This window comes from Dictyobacter halimunensis (genome assembly GCF_036245075.1).
Genome location: NZ_BSRI01000001.1, coordinates 103030 through 123758 on the forward strand (window position 1 = coordinate 103030; position 20729 = coordinate 123758).

General features: G+C 51.8%; 14 protein-coding genes and 4 pseudogenes. 13 read left to right on the top strand and 5 right to left on the bottom strand.

Going from position 1 to position 20729, the window contains the following annotated elements; genetic code table 11:
* Positions 1–3: 3 nt before the first annotated feature.
* The 4 genes and pseudogenes from AABA21_RS00495 to AABA21_RS00510 form a co-directional block, all read left to right on the top strand.
* Positions 4–405, top strand: a pseudogene (locus tag AABA21_RS00495) (alpha/beta hydrolase fold domain-containing protein); the annotation flags it as partial.
* A 136-nt stretch (positions 406–541) separates the two neighbouring features.
* Positions 542–1456 (top strand): alpha/beta hydrolase, encoded by a 915-nt coding sequence (locus tag AABA21_RS00500; RefSeq protein WP_338246733.1) that lies wholly within the window; start codon positions 542–544, stop codon positions 1454–1456.
* Between the two features lie 198 nt (positions 1457–1654).
* Positions 1655–2296: an alpha/beta hydrolase gene (locus tag AABA21_RS00505; RefSeq protein WP_338246735.1), complete on the top strand. Its 642-nt coding sequence runs from the start codon at positions 1655–1657 to the stop codon at positions 2294–2296.
* Positions 2297–2402: 106 nt separating this feature from the next.
* Positions 2403–3152, top strand: coding sequence for a transposase (locus AABA21_RS00510; RefSeq protein ID WP_338246737.1), 750 nt, complete (start codon positions 2403–2405; stop codon positions 3150–3152).
* 841 nt (positions 3153–3993) lie between these two features.
* On the opposite strand, the pseudogene AABA21_RS00515 reads toward AABA21_RS00510, so the two are convergent.
* Positions 3994–5418, bottom strand: a pseudogene (locus AABA21_RS00515) (cytochrome P450).
* Positions 5419–5675: 257 nt separating this feature from the next.
* Here AABA21_RS00515 and AABA21_RS00520 point away from each other — a divergent pair.
* Positions 5676–7277, top strand: a complete 1602-nt coding sequence (locus AABA21_RS00520; RefSeq protein WP_338246739.1) for an alpha-amylase family glycosyl hydrolase — start codon at positions 5676–5678, stop codon at positions 7275–7277.
* A gap of 773 nt (positions 7278–8050) precedes the next feature.
* Here the strand turns inward: AABA21_RS00520 and AABA21_RS00525 are convergent.
* Positions 8051–8221, bottom strand: coding sequence for a zinc-binding dehydrogenase (locus AABA21_RS00525; protein WP_338246740.1), 171 nt, complete (start codon positions 8219–8221; stop codon positions 8051–8053).
* A 243-nt stretch (positions 8222–8464) separates the two neighbouring features.
* On the opposite strand from AABA21_RS00525, the gene AABA21_RS00530 reads away from it, so the two are divergent.
* Complete coding sequence (locus AABA21_RS00530; protein WP_338246742.1) at positions 8465–8884, top strand: ester cyclase; 420 nt, start codon at positions 8465–8467, stop codon at positions 8882–8884.
* A gap of 376 nt (positions 8885–9260) precedes the next feature.
* Here the strand turns inward: AABA21_RS00530 and AABA21_RS00535 are convergent, their stop codons facing one another.
* Positions 9261–10079, bottom strand: coding sequence for an IS6 family transposase (locus AABA21_RS00535; RefSeq protein ID WP_338246744.1), 819 nt, complete (start codon positions 10077–10079; stop codon positions 9261–9263).
* A gap of 349 nt (positions 10080–10428) precedes the next feature.
* On the opposite strand from AABA21_RS00535, the gene AABA21_RS00540 reads away from it, so the two are divergent.
* Positions 10429–10803, top strand: a complete 375-nt coding sequence (locus AABA21_RS00540; RefSeq protein WP_338246746.1) for a hypothetical protein — start codon at positions 10429–10431, stop codon at positions 10801–10803.
* On the top strand, positions 10800–12197 hold the full coding sequence (locus AABA21_RS00545) for a mercuric reductase (protein ID WP_338246748.1): 1398 nt from the start codon (positions 10800–10802) through the stop codon (positions 12195–12197). The genes AABA21_RS00540 and AABA21_RS00545 overlap by 4 nt, the downstream gene beginning before the upstream one ends.
* A gap of 296 nt (positions 12198–12493) precedes the next feature.
* Here the strand turns inward: AABA21_RS00545 and AABA21_RS00550 are convergent, their stop codons facing one another.
* Positions 12494–13339 carry an MIP/aquaporin family protein gene (locus AABA21_RS00550; RefSeq protein WP_338246750.1) on the bottom strand — a complete coding sequence of 282 codons (846 nt, stop codon included), beginning with the start codon at positions 13337–13339 and terminating at the stop codon, positions 12494–12496.
* 412 nt (positions 13340–13751) lie between these two features.
* Here AABA21_RS00550 and AABA21_RS39180 point away from each other — a divergent pair.
* The 3 genes and pseudogenes from AABA21_RS39180 (at position 13752) to AABA21_RS00565 (ending at position 15733) form a co-directional block, all read left to right on the top strand.
* Positions 13752–14159 (top strand): annotated as a pseudogene (locus tag AABA21_RS39180) (winged helix-turn-helix transcriptional regulator).
* Between the two features lie 213 nt (positions 14160–14372).
* Positions 14373–14732 (top strand): cupin domain-containing protein, encoded by a 360-nt coding sequence (locus AABA21_RS00560; RefSeq protein WP_338246753.1) that lies wholly within the window; start codon positions 14373–14375, stop codon positions 14730–14732.
* Between the two features lie 440 nt (positions 14733–15172).
* Positions 15173–15733, top strand: a pseudogene (locus tag AABA21_RS00565) (SDR family NAD(P)-dependent oxidoreductase).
* Between the two features lie 242 nt (positions 15734–15975).
* Here AABA21_RS00565 and AABA21_RS00570 read toward each other — a convergent pair.
* Positions 15976–16332: a hypothetical protein gene (locus AABA21_RS00570; protein ID WP_338246755.1), complete on the bottom strand. Its 357-nt coding sequence runs from the start codon at positions 16330–16332 to the stop codon at positions 15976–15978.
* 569 nt (positions 16333–16901) lie between these two features.
* Between AABA21_RS00570 and AABA21_RS00575 the strand changes: the two genes are divergently transcribed.
* Both AABA21_RS00575 and AABA21_RS00580 read left to right on the top strand, forming a co-directional pair.
* Entirely contained in the window at positions 16902–17840 is a 939-nt protein-coding gene (locus AABA21_RS00575; protein WP_338246757.1) for an NADP-dependent oxidoreductase, read from the top strand.
* A 603-nt stretch (positions 17841–18443) separates the two neighbouring features.
* The gene (locus AABA21_RS00580) at positions 18444–20708 is read left to right on the top strand and encodes an FUSC family protein (protein WP_338246759.1); all 2265 of its coding nucleotides are present in this window, start codon (positions 18444–18446) and stop codon (positions 20706–20708) included.
* Positions 20709–20729: the final 21 nt, after the last annotated feature.

The window sequence follows — 20729 nt, forward strand, 5'->3', positions numbered from 1 at the left end:
CCATTCCATCCGGTCACTGATGCCGCCTTCGATACCGAGTCCTATCATCGGTTTGCCACGGGCTACCATCTGCGGCGCGACGCCATGATGTGGTTCTGGAATCAGTACACTCGCCACCCGAATGAACGCAACAAGATCACTGCATCACCATTAAAGGCCAGCATTGAGGAGTTGCGCGGGCTTCCTCCGGCGCTCATCATCACCGCCGAGGCAGACGTGCTGCGCGATGAGGGAGAAGCCTATGCCAACAAGCTGCGACAGGCAGGGGTGCGCGTCACGGCAGCACGCTTTCAAGGAACCATTCACGATTTTGTGATGCTCAATGCTCTGGCACACACAGCAGCGACACAGGGGGCTATCACCCTGGCTACTGCCTGGCTGCGTGAAGGATTCCAGCAGAAATAGGATAGTATGACCGTATATCATGTTTTCCTACTAGCAGTAATATAGAGCCTGCTTGCTCTCAAGAGGTTCAAGGCAGGCAGAGAGCCATCTCTGCCACATAAAGGCGGAGCAATGGCATCAGAGAAGGAGATATGCTGTGTCATTTGAACGAGACCATTCAACCGCGAGCAGCGACGGCGAACCCGCGTTTCCCGCGCGTTCGACCCGGCGCCGCTTCCTCAGCTATCTTGGAGCAGGAGCTGTCGGCACGGCACTCGCCTCAGGAACTCAAACACTGTCTACACTGACAGCTCAGGCCGCTACCCACCAGGGAGCGACGCAGGTCGCACGCTTCACTCCCTCTGGGAGCGCGTCGGGTGTCAACGTCGTACTGGTGCATGGCTTCTGGGCTGATGGGTCTAGTTTTAGTAGAATTATTCCGCTGGTGCTGGCTGCAGGCCATACCGTCTTCGCTGTACAACTTCCGCTCACGACCAGCCTGGCTGACGATATAACCACAACGCTGGGAGTGCTTGGACAGTTGCAAGGACCTACGGTACTGGTTGGTCACTCCTATGGTGGAGCTGTCGTCACCAATGCGGGTGCTCAGAGTCCGAACGTGAGCGCTCTCGTGTATGCCTCAGCTTTCGCACCAGACCTGGGAGAATCAGTGGGTCAATACCCTCCAGGATCGGCTATACCGAACCTGTACCAGGTAACCTACCCGAACAATATGGGCACCTTTGTGTACATCAAACAGCAACTGTTCCATGAGTCATTTGCTCAGGATGTCGATCCGCTTGAGGCCAGTCTCATGGCAACGGTGCAAAAGCCTGCCAACGCGGCTATCTTTGGCAATTCCACAACGGCAGTGGCGTGGAAGGCGCTCCCCTCGTGGTACCTGATCTCAGAAAACGATCGGATGATCCCGCCATCACTGCAGCAGATGTTTGCCAGCCGCATGAAGGCAAAGACGATCTCAATTCCCTCCAGCCACTCCTCGATCGTCTCCCACCCTGTGGCGGTATTCGGGCTGATACAGGAGGCTGCAAACGTCAGTGTAACCAAGTAACATCTCTCTTGCATGCTCGCAACGGTCGTTGTCGAAAACAGGAAGAGCATTCATTCCCATCAATACATGTAGATCAAGAAAAGTAGCGCTTCTGCTTAAGAAGCGGAAAAGGAGAACATACATGGGTATCTTTACGTCAAAACGTACAGATAAAGTGAATATTGTGCTCGTACACGGTTTCTGGGCCGATGGGTCTGGATGGACCAAAGTCATTCCGACCTTCAGGCACAAGGTCATTTTGTGGCCGCCGGGCAATTTCCGCACGACTCTCTAGCTGATGGTGTGGCCAGGGCGCGTCAACTGCTCTCAGAACTGGAAGGGTCAACGCTGATGGTTGGACACTCCTATGGCGGCTATGTCATCTCTGAGGCTGCTAGAGATCTGCCAGATGTGGCGGGCCTAGTCTATATCTCGGCCTTTATCCTGGATGAGGGAGAAACACTGCTCAGTTCCGGTGTTGCGTTTCCACCTCTGGAAGTCTTCCAGCATCTGCTCGTCTCCGGACAAGGTCTGGCCTGGATCGATCCTGATGTTTACCCCCAGCACTTTACCAATGATCTTGACCCGGTCGAGGCGCGAGCACTGGCAGTGACGCAGGTACCACCCAAAGCCAGCATTTTTGAGACCAAAGCCGGGCAGCCCGCATGGAAATCCCTTCCATCCTGGTCGCTCTTTGGTTCGTATGATCGCATGATCCACCCGGATCAGCATCGTTGGATGGCGCAACGCAGCAAAGCGACGGCACGCGAGATCTCGGCCAGCCACGTCCCGCTGCTTTCGCATCCCGACGAGGTTGCCCAGATCATCCTAGAAGCTGCGCAGAAGGTAGCCACCGCCTAGTCCGACCCTTGTAGAGATGAAGGCCAATGGGGAAATGTGGTGCACGCCGCCTTTCCCCGCGTAAGCAAGTGAAAGGCAAAACAGACGATGCAAGCAGCAATTTTTCATGGCGACTTTGATGTTCGAGCTGAACACATTCCTGATGCAACCATTTGCGCTGTGCGCCGGCGAGAACAACCCGTTGCATTTGGCTCAACGCATGCAGGCGAATTGCCAGACGAACCAGCAACAGGCAGTGGCAGCGCTGACGGGAGACATGCACGAGCATCATCGCTTTCTCTTACGAGAACTTCTCAGCCTGATCGATGCTCAGAGCCGCTCGATCACGCATGTGGAACAGGAGATCGAGCGACGTGTGTCCCCCTTTGAGGAACAGATCAGCCGATGTGAGCAGATCACGGGAGTCAGTCGGCACGTGGTTCATGTCTTGATGGCCGAGGTAGGAACTGACCTCGTGCGTTTTCCCGATGCCGCGCATCTGAGTTCGTGGGCCGGCGTCTGTCCAGGTCACCAGGAAAGTGCGGGCGAACGGCTCAGTGGACGATGCAAACATGGGAATCGCTATGTGAGAGCAACGCTGGTCCAAGCCGCTCATGGGGCGCGCCGATCTCGTACGTACTTAGGAAAGCGTTATCGCCGACTCAAGAAACGTCGGGGAGGTAAGCGAGCCGCCCTTGCCGTAGGGCATAGTATCCTGGTGATCTATTATCAAATGATGAAAACCGGGGAAGCCTACCAGGAAAAAGGAGAAGCATTTTTTCCGCAACAAGATCAAGGAAAAGTGGAGCATCGATTGATCCAACGCCTGAAACGTCTGGGATATGAAGTCGTATTGACTCCGCATCCGGCAGCTTGAACAGGGAAGGAATCCTAAAGGAAAGGCGAAAAGCACTGCCAGAACTGGCAGCGAGAGGGAAGACTTTTTGCTTGTTTTGCTGCTATTTTCAGAAGACACTGCTGCGGACAAACTGCTTCAGACAGCCCTGTAGAGCCTCTCAAAAGCTGAAATGCGGGTAGGAGCAAGTGGGTTGCCATCAAGCCAATCGACAAGGCGAACCATCGTGGGAAGATCCTCTTCAAAGAAAAGCTGGACGATGGGTGCATTGGCGTGTTACAACGGCTCATCAACGCCTTGTGATTGCCGGATGCGCGAGGATACTTTGCCCCACTTGAATGCGGTTTCTTCGATTCACATCCGTTCCCAACCTGAGGTGATTCGAGTAATCCCTACACATATGACGACGCCCCGTCACAGGTGCTCAAAACAACATGCCCCATTTCACGCAGCACAACACCTCTCACTGACTGCTTGCCCCCCATGCATTCCTCTTCACGGAGCGTTCGTCTCCTACCCCTGATACTTTTTGACCACAGGACAGACAGCTGGCCTGCTTCAGACAGAAGACCATCAAACGCCCCTTCATCACACGCCTGCGGGTTATCCTCATCGTACATATAGGGGTGCTGCTGCTCTCTCTGCTGGTCTTTTCTATGCACAGGCCTAGGCCAGGGCCCTTCGGCCTTGATCCTCCCTCAGTCCAGCATTGCTTCGTCTCTTTCCCATAAGATCATGAATCGATACAGAGCAGATCTCGCGGCCGATCTTTGAGGATGAACCTCATTCCTGTGGCTCCCAAGCCAAGCACATCGAAAGTGCTCCAGAGCCTTTATAAGTGGGAAATGCGAATTTTTACGAGTCAAACGATATTGATACTCTTGCGTCTGTAGCGGATATACGTCTTTTCTGGCCGGGCCGCACCCAGACTATAATCCACACGTGGCTCCTTTGTTATTAATTCAAGGTCAAATTGCTGGAAGAGGAGCGCGGTAATAATCATCATTTCATTGTTCGCGAAGTTCATACCGGCACATTTATGCGTTCCGCCGCCAAAACCGATCAATGAGAAGCGATGCTGGCGATCCTCTTCCCGACCAGGAGCATACCGTAATGGATCATAGAGAGTGGGATTCGCAAAGAGATCGGGAAGTTGTTGAGCAAGATCAGCAGCAACCATCAGGTTCCACCCCTGAGGGATACGGTATTCGCCAACCTCAATATCCTCCTCAACTCGACGCGCCAGCACATCAGCTGAGGGATGCATTCTTGTGGTCTCCTGCACAGCCCAGAAAACATGCTTCATGGAACCGAGGTTTCTGGCTGTAATTGGTTCGCCCACAGGGAAGCAATCGCTTATCTCCTGTTGGAGCAATTGTAAATACTCTGGCGTTTGTAGAAGCTGGATAATGGTCCATGCAGCCTGACCAGCGGTTGTCTCATGGCCGGCAAACATCAGACCCATAATGGTTGCAATAACCGCGTCATCCTCCATCGGCGTACCGTCTTTATATTCAGCAGTGGCAAAATCCAGCAGAAAATCATCATATCGCTCGGGATGAGCGCGTCTTTCGACGATCAGGGGCCAGATCATTTCGCGCAACTTCTTTTTCGCGCGATCACGGCGAATAAATTTCGGCAAAGGTAAATAGGGGTAGAGGGCAGGGTCAATGGCTTTGCCGATGATTAGATACTGTTTCCAGAACTCTGGCCCTGTGCGATCACGGAAATCTTTCCCCATTAATGCGTGCGCTGCCACATTTTGTACAATCTGGGTTACTGTCGCACGCAGTTCAAATTCTCCCTGATCTCCAAGCGTATCAAGCCATTACCGAACTTCTTCCTGCATAATGGCAAGGTACTTGATCATTTTTTCGCTTTTGAATGGTTTGAGGAGAATAGGACGTTGTGCGAAGTATGTCTCTGGCGGTGCAGTAAAACCAACCTCGCCCAGGGCAGCTTTCAGATATGCATACGATTTATGCATACTCAATTTTTTATCTGTCTCAGTAAAGAATATTTGTTGATATTCTGGCCCTATAAGGAAGGCTACTGGTTGATTGAGCAAGCGAATGCCGAAGATAGGACCCAGAGTATGAAAACCTCTTTGCAAGAGACCATGGCGATCTTTCATAAACTCAAGCAGATTACCGACCACGGGAGAGCCAGAAAGCATGGGGGGGGTTGCATCCATCTCATTGCTCCTTCGAAGCCACAAAATACGTATTTGCGTTTGCAGCAAAAACACTACATATATTATGGTAACATAAATATATGGATTTATCATGTGAGGAGTTTGAAATATCGCAGTATTTAGTTTATCTTTACTGGTGAATAATAAAATCTAAGTTGCTTTAGAGTGTGTACTAAGCAATCATGCTTCCTCAGACGAGCCAGGGAAAATCATTTTCTCTGCTGAAACGTAACTACTGCCGCTGCACCGTTGCGGTGCAGCGGCAGTAGTTACGTTGTAGTTCTCGATAGAGGTGAAATAACAGATGATATACTGCTGAAATGATAGTAAGAGGAGGAGCAAAAGAACAGATGACGCATTCGCACTCATGGTGGCAAACGGGGGTGATTTATCAGATCTACCCGCGTAGTTTTCTCGATAGCAATGGCGATGGAATAGGGGATCTCCCTGGTATTACGAGCAAGCTGGATTACTTGCGCTGGCTCGGCGTTGACGCACTCTGGCTCTCACCCATCTACCCGTCGCCGATGGCGGATTTTGGCTATGATATTACAGATTACACCAATGTGCATCCCCTTTTCGGGACGCTGAAGGACCTGGACACATTCCTACATGAAGCCCACCAACGCGACCTCAAGGTCATCCTGGACTTTGTTCCCAACCATACCTCCGATGAACATCCCTGGTTTCAGCAGTCACGCGAGAGTCGAACCAATGACAAACGCGGCTGGTACATCTGGCGAGATCCTGCTGATGATGGTGGCCCACCAAATAACTGGCAGAGCAGGTTTGGCGGTTCGGCCTGGACATTCGATCAGCCCAGCGGGCAATACTACTTGCATCTGTACGATGTGAAGCAGCCTGATCTTAACTGGCGCAATCCTCAGGTCCGTCAGGCGATGTATACGAACATGCGCTTCTGGCTCGAGCGCGGAGTCGATGGCTTTCGCGTCGACGCGCTTGAGGTGCTACTCAAGGATGAGCAATTCCGAGATAATCCGCTCAATCCAGCGTGGAAGCCCGGCGATCCCCCCCGTAGACGTCTCATCGAGCACTACATCGTAGACCAACCGGGCATGCATGACATTATGCAGGAAATGAGGGCACTGACCGAGACATATGATCAGCGTGTGCTCATCGGTGAACTGGCTCTGCCAGTAGAACGTCTGATGTCCTACTATGGTGAACAGCTTGATGAGATCCACCTGCCCTTCAATTTCCAATTCGTGCATCTGCCAACGTGGGAGGCACACGCCATCCGCCAGACAGTCGAGGGCTACGAGGCCGCTCTCCCCGAGGGAGCCTGGCCCAATTGGGTTCTGGGCAACCATGATATGTCTCGCATTGCGACGCGTGTAGGCCGTGAACAGGCGCGGCTGACACAAATGCTTTTGCTCACGCTGCGCGGTACCCCGATCTGCTACTATGGAGAGGAACTCGGCATGCAGAATATTACACTCGCGCACGAAGAGATGCAGGACCCACTGGCCAGGGAGCATCCTGAGTATAGCCGTGATCCGGTACGCAGCCCGATGCAATGGGATGGCAGCGCACATGCAGGCTTCTCTCCTGCCGGGATGAAGCCCTGGTTACCGGTTGCCACTGATTACCAGATCTCTAATGTGGCGGCTGAGCAACAGGACCCTCGCTCCATCCTGATGTTGACGCGAGCCTTACTCGCTGTTCGACGTTCTTCTGATGCCCTGACCCTTGGTTCGTATCAGTCCGTTGAGCAGGAAAGCGCCACCTGTTTTGTCTACCAGCGCCAGTATGTTCATCAGTGCTGCCTGGTGGCTCTTAACTTCTCAGCGCAAGATCAGGTCGTGACGTTGCCCAGCCAGCGTCAGGGTCGGATTCTCCTCTCGACACACCTGGATCGTGAAGGATTGATCCCGTTATCAGCGATGCATCTCCGAGGAAATGAGGGGATACTGCTCGAGGTCGAGGCTTGACCTTTGCTCGGATCACAGGTTCTCTAGCCACACAGATTGCAATCACCCATGTCATCTGCGCCCAAGGGCGCAGATGATTTTTCCTCCCTCTGAGCTCAGAGAAACCTCGATTTTGCTGTGTCCCCTGTCCTGGCTCGCTGGTTGCCTGACGGATGGGGAGGGCTTTGCCCTGCTCCCACACCACGCCTCCACCACAGTACATATGTCGTCGCGCCGCCATATTTGTGCACAAAAAAAGCGCCCAGCGCACTGGCTGAGAAACCTATACATCCTCTGAAAAACATGGTATGCTCCTCCCTACACCACACGGAGAAACCACATGATGGGATCATCTATCGCGTAATTTGTGCCTTTGCAGTGCAGCCGGTGCTGTGATATTTTGCAGCAAGCTTACAGGGCACTCGTATCTCTCATAAATGCTGTTTTCTCCAATAAAAGATCATCACACGCTCTAAACATTTTGCCTCCGGCACAAGACATTGTGCTCAATCCTCTTCGGTGAAAAATAGGAGGAAAGCACATGCTGGCATGCAAGCCCCAATCCAGCGGAGGATCCTTTCCCTACCAGGTGTTCACTGCAGTGCTTAACGATCGCACCCATATCAGATCAGGAACTTGATAGGATATGCTAAGGAAAAACAGGAGATGAATACGGCCAGAGACGGCAATGATCGATACGATCGGGTTCCTGATCTACCCATCAGCCATACTCATCTCACTCGCATCATAGTTTTTGAACCACTGCTGTTCCACCGAAAGTGGACAAGAATCTTCTAGATACTCAGAACTATTTTCCCGCGCAGATGCCCTTCTGAGAGGCGCTCGTAAGCTTGACGAGCCTGTTCCAAAGGATACACTTTCTCAATCAGCGGCTTCAGGTGTCCTTCATCGGTGGAACGAGCAAGCTGTGTAAGATCATCAGTATTGGCTTCAACAATGAACATGATCATTGGGCTTATGAAGCTATCCGCATCAGGAGTTGCAGAGCAGCAAATCTTTCACAGAACAACCGTCGTTGCTCAGGAAGAGACGGTACTTCTCCTCCATACATCTGAGTGGAATACAAAGATGGGAAAAACTCAAAGCCTCCGTCTGATGTTACTTTTTTTAATCAAGATCGTACAAGGTCGTATAAGAAGCGGATTGGTGTACTTACATTTTCTATGAGCAACACAAAGGAGCAATGTATGGCAACCCGCGAAGATAATATGGTAGCACTGCAACGCTTCGATATAGCGGTAAACAGCGGCAACTACGCGGCTTTTAACGATGTGGTTGCACCAAATGCTATCGATCATAACCCTGTGCCGGGTCAAGTATCTGGCCCTGATGGCTATCGATACTTCTTCACCGAACTACACTCAGCTTTCCCTGATGCAAAGATCAGTGTCGACTATACGGTTGCCGATGATGATAACATCGCGATGGCTTATACCTTAACAGGCACACATCAAGGCCCTTTTATGGGATTTGCGCCTACTGGCAAGCATGTAAAAATACACGGAGTTGAGATTTGCAAGTTCGCCGATGGGAAACTTGTCGAACGTTGGGGTAGTTCAGATCAGCTAGGCCTACTGGAACAATTGGGACTTTATCCTGCTCATTGATACATTCTCGGCCGAAGCCAGGGGAGTGTCAATGATGGCAATCTACTCCATTATCCATAGATCTCGGGGACACTGACCGATATGATTGTGGGTCTCCCGACAAGTTGATGAATGCTGCTTGTTCGTTGACAGCGCCATAAGGTAGCATGAGAAGCGAATTCAGAAAATGACCAGCAATGGTCAAAACCACTAAAAATCCTCTTCTTGACGATTCATCCCCAAATCATCAACTTCGTGGAAGACTCAGCATAGAGTACATATATTTGCTCTGACCCCTCGCGGGAAATACGAGCCAAAAGCATACCCTCTGAGCTGGACGTGTCAGAATTGAGAACACAGAAGATCACATCATGTCTGGCTCCATCCAACACTCCGTTTAGGCTACCAGGAACATGGCTTTCAATGTATCCAATCGATGGCAGAACAGACGGCGTTGGTCGGCAAGAGAAATGTATTGCTTCATCGTGGTACGAAACCGGAAAAACTGGCGTGCCTCGTCGAACGCCCTGCAGAAGCGTGATGCCGACGTGAAGCTTCCAAATCCGCGCATGGGATAATAGCGCTGCTTGATCCCACGATGGTCTTGTTCCAAGCGGTTGTTCAGGTACGGGTTACAGCGATGGAGAACCTCATAGCCGAGCATCTCATGGATCGCTCGTGGATAGGAGTTATGCCCATCGGTCGTGATGCGTTCTGTGCCAGAACCAACTGTCTCAACCGCCTGCTTGAAAAACCGTTGAGCTGCATCCATATCCCGTTTCTCGCTCAGCATAGAATCAACGAGATTGCCATCCCGGTCGATGGCCCAATAGAGGTAACACCACTTCCCGTGGACTTTGACACAGGTTTCATCGGCGTACCAAGAGGTTCGCGCTTGTCCGCGTCTTCTAGCACGGAGTTGATCCGCCAACAGCGGTGCAAAACGAGCTTCCCAGCCCCGAACCGTCTCATAGGTAAACACAAAACCGCGTTCGAGAAATATCTCAGCGAGGTCACGTAGACTCCGCTTATAGCGCAGACGCCAGAGGACAACAAGAAGAGCAATCTCTGCCGGATATCCTAAGTAATGAAAAGGAGCGCCGGTTCGTTCATGAAAGATGCGTTTGCAGGTTGAACAGCGGAAGGTTCGGTAGCCGAGTACTGTTTTCTTTCTCTGTTCCCTGATCACTGTGGATAGACAAGATGGACAGTTCATGAGGCACGCCTACAAAAAATACTTGCGTGACCATCAGTTTACCACAAAAGAAGGGATCTCGGCTTGAGGTCTTGTTCTCAGTTCTGACGCATCCCCCGAGCAAAACCGTGGATTTGGGGACGGTCTTCCAAGCCACGTCGTCGGCACCTTTTTTGTTACCGTATTTAAGGAACGTAGCATTAAGCAGCCATGTGCAAGTTTTTGTTTGAATGACCGGGATGGTATGTATAGTGGCGACACTATTAACACTGTATTCGACGTGTTTCTTATAGATGCAACGCCATTATTGATGTATCTATTAACAGTGAACACATTCTATTTTATGTAGAAGCAGAATAAGAACATTGGGATGCCACCAACCATAAACTATAATGCGATTGTAATCAGTACCAGTCAGGGCGGTAGGTTCCTCCTAATCGCCTTCGCGAAGGCAGGCTACAAAGTGGCACTGATCAAGCGCGGCCCCATGGACGGTACCTGCGTCAACTCGGGCTGTACCCCGACAAAAACGATGGTCGCCAGTGTACGCCTCGCCTATCAGGCGAAGCGAGGTGTTGACTACGGCATACACGTTGGCCCCATTTCGGTCGATATGGAGGCCATACGCAAATGGAAACAAAGTATCGTCGAGGGCGCTCTCAGACTCAAGCTTAACAAGAACGGCTACCGGGGCCGATGTATCCTTAGCCCTGGCAGCTTACCAGGAGGAGATAAACACAAATGACTTCGACAAACTATGATGTAATTGTGATCGGCGCCAGTAAGGGCGGTAGATTCCTCCCAATCGATTTTGCAAAAACAGGCCGGAAAGTGGCGCTGATCGAGCGCGACCAGCTAGGCGGTGTCTGTGTGAACTTCGGCTGTACCCCGACAAAAACGATGGTCGCCAGCGCACGCCTCGCCTATCAGGCACGACGTGGGGCCGAGTACGGTGTTCACACCGGCCCCATTTCGGTCGATCTGCGGGCCGTCCGCCAGCGCAAACAAGGCATAGTCGAGGGTGCTCGCAACAACTACGAGAGCCGCCTGGCAGCGCGGCAAGGACAGGGTCTCGATTTGCTGAGGGGCGAGGCTCATTTTATCGCTCCGAAGACGCTTGAGGTCTCTCTCAAGGACGGCGAGAGGCGAGAGATCACCGCACCACTGATTTTTATCGATACCGGCGACCGACCAGAACAACTCACGATCAAAGGCGCCGAGAGTGTCCCTGTGCTCAATTCAACCACGATCATGGAACTGGACACGCTGCCCGAACACCTGCTCATCATTGGTGGTGGCTACGTCGGGCTGGAGTTTGGGCAGATGTTTCGCCGCTTTGGCAGCCAGGTCATGCTCATTCAGTCTCATCCACACTTACTCATGAGCGAGGATGAAGACGTGTCTAACGAAATCACGAAGATTTTGCGCGAGGAAGGGATCACGGTCCTGACCGAAACCACGCCGCAACAGATTGAGCCACTGGACGGTGGGCGCATGCAGTTGACCGTACGCACGCCTCAGGGAGAACAGCAGCATACCGGCTCGCATCTACTGACGGCAACCGGTCGTATCCCCAACACGGAAGCGCTCACCCCTGAAGCTGCTGGCATCCACCTGGACCAGGAGGGCTACATCCAGGTCAATGATCGCCTGGAAACGAACGTTCCTGGCATCTACGCGCTGGGAGATGTCAAAGGTGGGCCTGCTTTCACCCACGTCTCGTACGATGATTTCCGCATTGTGCGCACTAACCTGCTTGAGCAGGGCAGCGCCAGCACACGAGATCGCCTGGTCCCCCATACCATCTTCATCGATCCCCAGCTTGGGCGGGTTGGCCTGACCGAAAACGAGGCCAGAAAACAGGGACGCAACATCCGGGTGGCCAAATTGCCCATGAACGCCGTGTCCCGTGCCACAGAAACCGGTGAGACGAGCGGCTTCATGAAGGCCATCGTCGATGCCGAGACCCAACAAATTCTGGGCTGTGCCATCCTGGGAGCGGAAGGCGGCGAGATTATGAGCATCATCCAGGTAGCGATGATGGGCAAGCTACCCTACACCGCCTTGAGAGATGGCATCTTCACGCATCCCGCCCTGGCTGAAGGGCTCAATGCGCTGTTTATGACGCTCGACTCTTAGGGTTACGTTAATACTCCCTTTTTGTTACATACTGACTCAAAGCATAGGAGCTCTGCCGAACTTTTGATGATTCGAAGATGTGTCCGCCTCCGAACCTGTGGCTAGGCGCATTGTAGCACCCGCTTGCGCAGGATATCGAAGCTTGCCTTCCAGGAGAAAGGACAGTGTTTTTGCTGATATATCATTGGTGGTTGACACGAACGGAAGGCCTCTGCTTGCATACGGGATCCTCAGTCACCAAAAGTTTGGAAGAGTCGCGAGAAGGAGATACGAAAAGCATACACCGATGCCGTGAGTTAGTATGTTTTGTTAGGTTCGATCAGTTTCCCATCCTGATCGGTATTCAACTGTGGCGCTTTGACATTCTTGAAGATGCATCGATAGCGCGGAGCGTGGAACATCTTGGCCGTCAACACATCGTGGATGCCCACCAGGCTCAACAATCGGAAGAGGATGACGGCAAGCAGCGCCCCGATGGGAGAAGCAAGATAATACACCCATTGGTCGCGCCAATACCAGGAAACCAGTGCAGGGCCAAAGCTACGAGCGGGATTCAGGCTGGAGCCAGAAATGGGCGCAGCCAGCCAGTACATGAACGCCACGAGAAGCCAGGATATCAAAGGAGTCCAGAGCATCAGGCGATGGCTGCTGACAAAGAGAAAAATCATCAGAACCAGCAGGCAAGTAAGTCCCATCTCGATCAGAAAGACGCTCCAGATGGGATATCCGACCCCTGGAACGGTAACGCCATTGTGGATACTTGCCGCCCGCTCCCTCCAGATGAGCACGACTAATCCTGCACCAAGCGCTGCGCCGAGAAATTGGCTTGCGATATAGCAGACAAGATCGTGCTGATGCATCTTGCCCTGCAGCCAGAATGCCAGCGAGACAGCGGGATTGACGTGGGCACCGCTCAACTTGCCAAGAGGCGAGATGGCTACAAGCGGTCCGCTTCCCGCGAGGATCAGCCCCGTAATCAGCCGACGCACGCTGCTATCGGGAAACACGACAGCCAGTGGCGAACCAAAACCAAAGTCGAAGGTAACCGCGCTTAACGCGATGAAGACGAGAAACGCGGTTCCCAGAAACTCTGAGCAATATTCGGGCCAGTGGAGTCGTTGCCACCAGGAAGGCTTCTGCATGCATATCTCCTTTCGGACCTGGCTCACGTTTGGTAATCTGGAGAGTGCAGAGCTGAGGTACTCCCCGTGACCAATGCCGTTTCCCCCTGTAAGCGCATAGATGTCTCCTTTTCAGGCATATGCTCCCTCTCAATAAATAGATAGAAATACACCTATATTTGGTTCTATCCATTCAAGAAACAGGAGTGTCAAGCTTTTCCCCTGGCATCAAGGGGCCCAACGTCTTCATTACTGATGATTCTTTCAAGCGAATTTCGCTCTTCCCTCTGTAGTTTACACCTTCTCAGGGTGGGTCAATCTCCTTGATTTCTCATGCTTGCTTCCGTACGGAGCCAGTGTACTAAGTCGCATATGTTTTGACAAGTATACACAAAAATGTGATGTAGTAACTAAAAGGAAAGAAGAAAAAGTCATGCGAGATCCTATCTACACGAGACACTATCACTGCTTAATGGAAGCAACCGCTGATGTTATCGGGGGTAAATAGAAAACCCTCATTTTGTACTACCTGCTTGAAACCCCTGGACGCTTCAACGAACTCTGACGACTCTTACCTGACGTATCGCAGAGAATCCTTACCCAACAACTGCGGGAACTGGAGCACGATGGCATCATCCATCGTGAGATTTACAAAGAAATCCCTCCGAGAGTCGAGTACTCGTTAACGGATGCCGGAACCAGCTTAAAGCAGATTATCCTCCTGATGCTCGCGTGGAGAGAACAGTACATGGAGCATTTTGAGGGGAAAAGATCACGATGTGCAGGCTTGGAGCAGTTAAACGGGATTAAGCAAATGGAAGTAGAGGAAGCGCAGCGGTGATCGGGTTCCGGCAGTTTTCCCCCGGTTTCTCCGCTCTCCCGCACTTTGTGTCCCTCCTCGTTTTTTTGCAGCACAGCCTTGTTGCTCTCCAACATCGTCCTTTTGGTCGATGACTTCTTGCGCATTTCGCCCTATATTAGAAGCAGGCTAAACACACCTGTCCTGGCTGAAACGAAGAAAGGAAAAAAAGATACAGAAAGAAGGTGCAGATTCATGAGTTGGAACCAAACGGTCGAAACCTCGAAGGTCCAGGCTATACCGGCACCATTTCCCAACACCAAAGGGACTATCACGCTCAATATTTTGAACGGTGATCAGTCCTTAGGTCCCGCAATGGCTTTACTGAGAATGGAGCCGGGGAGCGAGATTCCAAGACATCTACAGGAGCGAGTAACGGAAACGCTGTATATCCTTGATGGTGATTTCATAGACGAAGGTACCTCATATCCGGCGGGCACGGAACTCAATGTCAAGCCGATGGTGCCTCACGGTCCACATACGACGCAGAATGGCTGCTCCGCCCTGGTCATGTTCAGTTATCCGTCTGCTCTCGATGATTTCAAATTGGCCTGAGTACACACATTACCCAATAATATAGAGATTCCGACCCACGACATGATGAAACTTCTTGTATAAGATCACACATAGATCACCACTATAGCGCCAGGACGCGCCATAGTGGCTGGCCAACGTATCATAAAAAAACGCCTGTAGGATCTTCTTTCATGTGCTCAACCATATCTCCAAACTCGGCAGAGATGTAGGGATTATCAACATCACTCCTCTTTCTTCAAAGATTCATCATAGACGACAAAATCAACAACTCACTGTCTCTCTGTTCCTCAATAGAGCGTGCAAAGATAGCGTTATCAGTACAAGGTGTGGTTAGATAAACTAGACGTCATTTTATGCACAGTAAATTTCATGGAACTCATCAGTAAAAGTGGTGCAGAGAAAATATATCTTAAGCTGCTACCTGGTTCATCTTTGGATCACGCGTCAGCACCCAGCGAATGGGTCAGGGGTCAGTCGAAGCGGCGCGCCACTTAGCAAAAGAGGCGACAGCCGCGTTTGGGCCGATCGATATTCTGGTCAATAACGCAGGGGCCTTCCCCTTTGCTCCATTGGAGCAGGTGAGTGAAGCGGACTTTGACAACACCTACGCAGTCAATGCGAAAGGGCCATTTTTTCTGACCGCTGCGTTAGCCCCGCAAATGGCGGAGCGTGGTTCTGGCAAGGTCATCAGTATCACGACCATGGTTGCGCACGTTGGGCAGCCAATGATTTCGCTCTATGGCTCAACGAAAGCGGCCTTGACGCTATTGACCAAGTCCTGGGCCACCGAGCCTGGGCCCAAGAGGATCAATGTCAATGCGATCGCTCCTGGCCCAACCTATACGCCCGCAACGAAGGGCATGGGGGAAGGACTTGAGCAGTTAGCTGCTACTCTTCCCGCCTAGAGGGTCGCCGAGGCTTCTGAGATCGCAGCCGCGGCGGTGTACCTGGCCAGTGATGATGCCAACTTTGTGCACGGAGCAACCTTGCCAGTTGATGGTGGACGTATCGCCGTCTAAACGCGTTCGCTGCTCTCTGCATGGTTCCAGAAGGGAAAGCGTTAATTGTTGCGGCTAGCCAGACCCCCTCGGTCTGGCGCAGAATAACAGCAACGTCACATGGAGGAAAGCGTTAAAACGTGCAAAATAGCATGCCCTTGCGGTTTTCTCCGTGTTTATCGGACGTTTTCAGACGACTGAAAACGTCCGATAAACACGAACACTTTTCCCGGTTGATTTCTACTTTATTGTACCTCAGGTAACTATCCCAGCGTAACTGACGGAGACACATCACCTAGTGCTACATCGGGCTGACCGATGCGGAACACGCTTGTTGCGGTGTTGCTCAGGCTGGTGAATGTTTCTGAAGAAGGCGCCTTGATGAGCAATTGGGCGCGCTGGGCAAGCACCACGGGAGGCGTCTCTGAGCTATCTGTTGTGTGTCGATCTCCCACATGTCTGGCATTCTGAAACAACTGCTCTGGTTGCAGACGGGCAACTTTCGTGTCGTCTCCCACCCTGTTCTCGATATATCCTTCCAGCAGCAACATCTCATAAGCAAGAGCAGCGGTGTTGTGTGATGGCCCCAGTTCGCTGGCGAGAACACGTGTCGAAGGCAAACGCGTACCAGCCTCTCATTGTCCCGCCAGAATCTTCGAGCGCAACCGCTCATAAAGCTGTTTGTACAGTGGGATGGATGCGTTCTGGTCGAGGGTGATTTCCGACCTTTTGCCAGGTAGTGCTCTTTTCGGCATACCGTATCTGCGTTCCTGAAAGTCTTAACATGGATTGAAATCTTTCTTTAATGGCCCCTTTCGTCTCCCAAAAATGGCTCTTTTGGCAAAACCATCATTGGAGTATGCTTCTCGTGTCAGTAAAAGAAAGTTTCTTGAAGATGCAGATAAAAGAGGTGTCCAGAGGGAAGAGAGAATAAATGGTCGTGTTGCAAAAAAATTGGGCTGAGAAAATGGTGCAGGGTAATGTGGCTCTACCCAATGTGCTGAGCTTTCAATTTTTTGCACCATTACCTCATTTGTTCACACTCATAATTCATCATATCCTGGCAGAAAGCAGCGTACGGGGAGAAAGTCTCTCCATTTGAAAGAATCAACCTCACTTCTCCAGGAGCCATATGTAACGTTGGTAGAACAGAAAGAACAAAGCATTGTGAAAGGACAAGGGACAACATATGCGAGCTATCGCCATTACCGCCTTTGGCGGGCCTGATCGTCTCTCGCTCATGGACCTGCCTGCGCCAACCTGTGCCCCGGACCAGGTCGTTATTCACGTTCAGGCAGCAGGCGTTGGAATGTGGGATGTGAAGGTGCGGCAGGGGAGCCTGACGCTGGAAGGACAACAGTTTCCGCTCATTCTTGGTTGGGAATCAGCAGGGATCATTGAACAGGTAGGGGCTGCGGTGACCGGGCTGGACGTTGGAACCCGCGTGATTTGTACGACGTATCAGGTCGGCGTTGGTCATTATGCCCAGTCTGTCGCTGTTCCTGCGAATCTCGTCGCACCAGCTCCATCCTCTCTCGATGCCTTGCACGCAGCCGCGCTTCCTGTCAACGGGCTTACCGCTTATCAGGCGATCTATGAAGTGCTGAAGATGCAGAGAGGAGAAACGCTCCTGATTACCGGTGCTGCTGGAGGAACGGGCACGCTTGCCGTCCAGCTTGCTGCTCGTTTAGGAGTCCACGTCATTGTCACTGCGAGCAGCAAGAACCATCCATACCTTCAGCAACTTGGAGCTAGTGAGCTCATTGATTACGCACAAACGGACTTCGCGAGCGCGGTCCAGGCAGCTCATCCCAAAGGTATCGATGCAGTTCTGGATTGTGTTGGTGGAGAGACAGCGGCAAATAGTCTGAAGGTTGTGCGTGATGGTGGGCGACTCGTCACGATTGTTGATCTTGAGCAGGTAACACCTGCCCGTCACATTGATCCACAATTGCTCTACTTCCGCCCCGATGGGCAACAATTGGCAGAACTGACGAAGCTCATCGATACCGGTCAATTAACAGTCCACCTCGATCAGGTGTTTCCATTGGAAAAGGCCAGTCAGGCTCAGGAGCGATTGGAGACGCGCCACCATCAGGGAAAAATTGTACTTCGTTTGGAAGAGTGAATGTAATCTCATCCTGCGACTTGAACCCGCACAGCAGCAAAAGCCGATTCAGGTCGCAGATGTTGAAGTAGCCGTGCGCATGTTCATTGGCTCGCCTATGACTATAGGCTTGTTGATGGTCTCATCCTGGTTGCAGGACCGCCTCGTCAACCGAATCTTTTGCAGGTCACAGCCGTTGTCGCTCTTTTCTTGAAAGCTCTTCGGCTTGAACCAGATCAGAGGGAAGACGCAGAAGCCATGTGGAGGGAAAGAGCATGAGCCAACACATCAGCTTTCATGATGAACATTCCCATGATGAACATCCTATTGAACGTACATTTGATCGTCGGTGCTGGCCCACCGGAGTGAACAGCTACGATGGAACTGGCCGGCGTGGTATCACGTTTCGAATGAGTACTTGAGCATCTTTCTACCTTTGATATAGCAGGTGGTTTTCAGACAGTATCGTTCTTATGATAACGTCTGAAAACCATTAGTAGGCATGTGTTTCGCGCCGATTTTCTCGCGTGTGCTTTACAATCCGTGCAGATGGGACCTTATGTACTCATTGGATCACGGTTTTTCTCTTTCTTGGTTGTCAATTGGTACTTGGAGCAGTTTCTTATGCAAGAATATCGATCTCATAACCGCCGGAGTACGTCGTCTCTACAAGCATCCCGCCGATCCTGGTTTGAGGCTTTCACGTTGTCCTGGAACGCAGCCTTGCGCATGGATATGTCGCAAGCGATGGTTTTGACGGCGCTTCGTGGAGCCGTAGGGATTGTGCTTCCACTGGCTGTGGGACTAACTACAGGTCATATAGTGGAGGGAGCAACGGTTGCTGGAGGAACCGCGCTCTGGACGGTCATGAATACGACGAACCCTAATCATGCACGGCTCCGCGTTTTATTTTTGAGCTGTGTGAGTATGGGGATTGGAGCTTTTATCGGCTCCCTCATTGGCACGCTTCCCATCTTGCCGATCCTGATCGTGGGTGCCGTAGCGTTTGTCGCAGGTCTCTTAGCGGCAGTCAGTCTATCTGTCGCCATGATTGGCATGCAATCGTTGGTCGCCGTCTTGTTCCTTCAGTCCTTTGCGCGTGATCCTCTGCACGCATTCTTGCAGGCGGCACTTGTGTTCGCAGGAGCTTTGCTTGCATTCCTGCTCGAAATACTCCTCTCGCCCTGGCGCCGTACTGGTGCTGAGCGGAAGATGTTGTCCCTGTTCTTTGAACGCCTGGCCGAAATGGCCGGAGCGACTGATGACAATCTAGGAGTGCATAACAAGGTTCTACGCGCTGCGTTAGTACAGTCCCAGGCGATCCTGCTCGATCGTGATGATCACCGCCCACAAGGGAGAGCACTTTTTGCGCTCTATGGCGAGGCCGAACGGATGCGCCTGCTGCTCATTGTCTTACATCGACTGAAACAGGAGTTACGAGAAACGTCCTCTGAGCCAGAGGAAGGCATCATCTCCCTGGAGCACCTTTTGCAAGAGCTTTCGAGGAAGTTACGAAGCGTCTCTCAGCACCTTATCCTCAGATCCGACGCTTCCTTCCGAGAAACGGGAGCAGAGCAATTACGGTCAAACGAGAAAATCGAAACGCTTCTCTCTCAGGCGCAACAATGGCAAGCCAGTTCGCCTGAACTGCAAGCACGCGTTCAAAACATCCTTGTCTATGCTCAGCGTGCGACTCGTCTCTTGTATAGAATTGAATGTTTAGCACAGACATGGCGCTATCCTGATCCTGTAGTACTTGCGGAATATACCCTCCATCACCATTCAGCATGGGCGGAATTGCACAACGTACAAGCCATACTGAGAGCGAATCTCTCATTTCGTTCAACTGCGTTTCGCCATGCGATTCGCCTGGGAGTGACGCTGGCACTCACTACCGCTCTCTATCATCTTCCAGGGTGGCCTATCGGGCGTGGTTACTGGATATCGTTCACGGCCTTTGCTATTCTCAAACCAGACTTTAATACAACGCTCACGCGGAGCGTGTCTCGTCTGGTGGGAACGTTGGGTGGGGTGATCCTCGCAACGGTGCTGCTCGTGGCACTGAAACCGACACCAGCTATGCTTGTCCTCATTGTTGCCATTGCAGCCTATATCACTCTTGCTTCATTTTTTGTCAATTATGCACTCTATTCCGCCTCGATAACGATTGCGGCCGTGTGTTTGCTCGCCCTGGTGACTCCACATCCCCTAACGAACATCTTTGATCGCACCTTCGATACGCTCATCGGTGGGGCGTTGGCGTTATTCATGTTTCTGATCTGGCCGACCTGGGCGCATACACAACTGTATCCAAATATGGTGGCGCGTATAGAGACGCTGCGAAAGCATTTTCTTGCCGTCATGGACACGTATATTCACCCCGATACTTCTCATGCAGAGCGCGTTGCGTCTCGTCATCGAGAGGCGCGCCTTGCTTATTCAAATGTCGAGGCCTCGCTGGAACGCATCATGCATGAGCCGCATCACGCGTTTTATTTCGATGCCGTTCGGGTTCAAGGACTGCTGGAAGCACTCAATTCCTTTTCGTTGAATGTTCTGGCCCTTGAAGGCTATCAGTTCAACGAAGTGGTTTTATCTCCCGCCATGCGTGATCAGTTGGGGCCTTTCGTCAAAGCGGTGGATACGACGATGCAACGCCTCTCGCAATTGCTCACCACTACCCAGACGGATGCGATCTCGTGCGCTGATTTAGAGACGGCCCTGCATGCTCTGACCGAGATTGAAACACCTGGATTGCCATGGCAGGAATCCGAAGCTGTCGAGCAATCTTTTCTGGTGAAAGAAGGAGAACAGATAGTACACACGCTCGAAATCATTAGCCAGCTTCTTCCTGTCTCCGACCCGGAACGCGAAGTGGTGACAGGCTGATGTGAATAGGACACAACATGT

What these genes read in the sequence shown, in the direction of transcription:
- AABA21_RS00505 (WP_338246735.1), top strand. Translation starts at nt 1,655, where the DNA reads ATGGACCAAAGTCATTCCGACCTTCAGGCACAAGGTCATTTTGTGGCC.
- AABA21_RS00510 (WP_338246737.1), top strand. Translation starts at nt 2,403, where the DNA reads ATGGCGACTTTGATGTTCGAGCTGAACACATTCCTGATGCAACCATTT.
- AABA21_RS00520 (WP_338246739.1), top strand. Translation starts at nt 5,676, where the DNA reads ATGACGCATTCGCACTCATGGTGGCAAACGGGGGTGATTTATCAGATC.
- AABA21_RS00525 (WP_338246740.1), bottom strand. Translation starts at nt 8,221, where the DNA reads ATGTTCATTGTTGAAGCCAATACTGATGATCTTACACAGCTTGCTCGT.
- AABA21_RS00530 (WP_338246742.1), top strand. Translation starts at nt 8,465, where the DNA reads ATGGCAACCCGCGAAGATAATATGGTAGCACTGCAACGCTTCGATATA.
- AABA21_RS00535 (WP_338246744.1), bottom strand. Translation starts at nt 10,079, where the DNA reads ATGAACTGTCCATCTTGTCTATCCACAGTGATCAGGGAACAGAGAAAG.
- AABA21_RS00540 (WP_338246746.1), top strand. Translation starts at nt 10,429, where the DNA reads ATGCCACCAACCATAAACTATAATGCGATTGTAATCAGTACCAGTCAG.
- AABA21_RS00545 (WP_338246748.1), top strand. Translation starts at nt 10,800, where the DNA reads ATGACTTCGACAAACTATGATGTAATTGTGATCGGCGCCAGTAAGGGC.
- AABA21_RS00550 (WP_338246750.1), bottom strand. Translation starts at nt 13,339, where the DNA reads ATGCAGAAGCCTTCCTGGTGGCAACGACTCCACTGGCCCGAATATTGC.
- AABA21_RS00560 (WP_338246753.1), top strand. Translation starts at nt 14,373, where the DNA reads ATGAGTTGGAACCAAACGGTCGAAACCTCGAAGGTCCAGGCTATACCG.
- AABA21_RS00575 (WP_338246757.1), top strand. Translation starts at nt 16,902, where the DNA reads ATGCGAGCTATCGCCATTACCGCCTTTGGCGGGCCTGATCGTCTCTCG.
- AABA21_RS00580 (WP_338246759.1), top strand. Translation starts at nt 18,444, where the DNA reads ATGCAAGAATATCGATCTCATAACCGCCGGAGTACGTCGTCTCTACAA.